The sequence below is a fragment of the Pseudonocardia pini genome, assembly GCF_013870575.1.
In the GTDB taxonomy this organism is placed as follows: Bacteria; Actinomycetota; Actinomycetes; order Mycobacteriales; family Pseudonocardiaceae; genus Pseudonocardia; species Pseudonocardia pini.
Map to the genome: position 1 here is coordinate 1 of NZ_JACBXB010000837.1, position 2276 is coordinate 2276.

General features: G+C 74.6%; 2 protein-coding genes, 1 tRNA gene and 1 pseudogene. 3 read left to right on the top strand and 1 reads right to left on the bottom strand.

The genetic code is table 11. From position 1 onward, the window contains the following. Positions 1–70 precede the first annotated feature (70 nt). From H5J29_RS29685 to H5J29_RS29695, 3 genes are all read left to right on the top strand, one after another. Positions 71–598, top strand: a complete 528-nt coding sequence (locus H5J29_RS29685) for a sensor histidine kinase (protein WP_181784277.1) — start codon at positions 71–73, stop codon at positions 596–598. A gap of 10 nt (positions 599–608) precedes the next feature. Further along, positions 609–1514 (top strand): (2Fe-2S)-binding protein, encoded by a 906-nt coding sequence (locus tag H5J29_RS36405; RefSeq protein ID WP_181784278.1) that lies wholly within the window; start codon positions 609–611, stop codon positions 1512–1514. Between the two features lie 220 nt (positions 1515–1734). Next, positions 1735–1808 (top strand) — tRNA-Pro (locus tag H5J29_RS29695). 196 nt (positions 1809–2004) lie between these two features. Here H5J29_RS29695 and H5J29_RS29700 read toward each other — a convergent pair. Then, positions 2005–2276: pseudogene (locus H5J29_RS29700) on the bottom strand (hypothetical protein); the annotation flags it as partial.

Genomic DNA, 2276 nt, shown 5'->3' on the forward strand with positions numbered 1-2276 from the left:
GCCCTGGCCTGGGCCATCTCGATCGCGGTCCGGTGGCCGCTGCTCGGGATCGTCGTCGGAGGAGCCCGCCGTGCGGGAGGCGGCCGAGCGGCTCCGGGCGCAGGCCAAGCAGGCGTTGGCCGAGATGCGCAGTGCCCTGGGCCTGGTCGGGTCGGCTCCCGACGCCGGCGTCGCCGCCGTCGGCGAGCTGGTGGACAGTGCCCGCGAGACCGGGCTCGACGTCACGTGGGAGACCCTCGGTGCCGCCCGTCCGCTGCCGATCGCGCCGGACCACACGGTGTACCGGGTCGTCCAGGAGGCCCTGACGAACGCCGCCCGCCACGCCCCCGGCTCGTCCGTGCGCGTGGCGGTCGAGTGGCGGCCCGACTCCGTCCGGGTCGAGGTGCGCAACGGCCCGTGCCGTCGGCCCGTGCGGGGGCTGGGGGCCGGTGGCGTCGGCCTCGCCGGGCTCGGGGAGCGGGTGCGGTCGGTGGGCGGGGAGCTCGAGCACGGCCCCTGCGAGGGCGGGTTCCGGGTGCTGGCGGTGCTGCCGTTGGCGCCGGAGACCCCGCCCGCGGGGTTGCGACGGTCACGGGGCGAGTCGACCTCCGGTGTGTGAGGGTGGGGTCGTGAAGACGGAGCCCGCGGAGTCGACCCTCGGATCGGAGACGGAGCCCGCGGAGTCGACCCTCGGATCGGAGACGGAGCCCGCGGAGTCGACCCTGGGATCGGAGACGGAGCCCGCCGAGCTCGCTGCGCAGCTGGACGCCGTCCACACCCGGTTCGGCTTCGACGTCGGGCCCGTCCGCGGCGCGGAGTGGTTCCCGTTCGCCGAGCTGCCCGCGCACGTCGGCGGTTGGGTCGCGGAGCTGACGGGGGAAGGCCGCGCGCCCTCCGAGGTGGCGATGTCGCTGCTCAGCGGCCTGACCGGCCCGGTGATCCGCCCGCTCGCCGTGGCGGCGGTGCTGTTCGGGCGGGTGCCGGTCGTGACGCCGGGCACGGTCTCGGTCCGCCGCCGCGGCCGCATCACCGACCGGGCCGCCCTGACCTGCCCCGTGGCGTCCGACGTCGACATGGCCGCCCTGCTCGTCGAGCTGTGCGGGCCCGTGGTCGAGGAGCTGTACCGAACCACCCGCTTCGGCAGGCGGAACCTGTGGGGCGGGCTCGGCGACACCCTGTCCTCGCACACGCTCTGGGCGGGCAGGCACCGCGGTGACCGGCCCGCGGAGCTGCACGCGCTGTTCGCGGGGGTCCAGTCGACGCTCGACCGGGTGTCCGCCGCCGTCGACGTGCGCTTCCCACGCCCGGTCCCGTTCCCGTTGTCCGCGGCGGACAAGGAGACGGTCGCCCAGGTCCGCGGCACCTGCTGCCTGCACTACAGGATCCCCGGCCGGACCCACCCGGACGGCACGCCGCGCTTCTGCGGCTCGTGCCCCCTGATCGACGACGACGCCCGCCGCGTCCGCATGCGCCCCTTGGTCGACGCGGGCACCACCACCGCCCGCACCGCCCACCTCGGCATGCCGACCGCGTAGTTACCGAGCGGTACCCACGAAAGTCGCCCACCACGGGGCGACCGACGGCGGTGGTGCCCCCGCACCTCCCGGCGAAGACTCGGGAGCGACCGTCACGGTGGTGCCTCATCGTGGATCCGAGGTCGGTGGGTTCGCGGACGAGTTGGGGGGTCGTACGTCCAGGCCGGTGCGGAGCGCGATCAGCGGTGCGGTAGGCTGATCGAGCCCTCACGGGGGCGGCCGGGACGTGGCGCAGCTTGGTAGCGCACTTGACTGGGGGTCAAGGGGTCGCAGGTTCAAATCCTGTCGTCCCGACGGTCGGCGGAGGCCGGTGGCAACTCGACGGAGCCACCGGCCTTCGTCGTTTCCACCTGCGGGAACGGGTGCCGACCGGGTTCCGATGGTGATCATGAGTAGCCCCCGAGGGATGGACGGAGCTCACCCGGATGCCGAGCGGGCCGGACTCCAGGCGGTCGCCCTGCTCAGCGCGGTCGTGTCGTGAGTCGGGTCGTCACGGGGTCTCCAGCCGGAGCGGGTCGACGGTGGTGGGCTGCGGATCGGCCTCCGAGCGAGGGGTGCGCCGCGCCGTGAGGATCGCGACGATCCCGACGACGATGGCGAACACGAACAGCAGGATCGGGGCGTACGGGCTGCCCAGCCTCGCGGCCAGCAGGGCGGCCAGGTACGGCCCGAAGCCACCGCCGATGACGTTGCCGATCGAGTAGCCCAGCGCGATGCCGGTGAAGCGGACGCGGGTGGGGAACATGCCGGTGGACGCGGTGA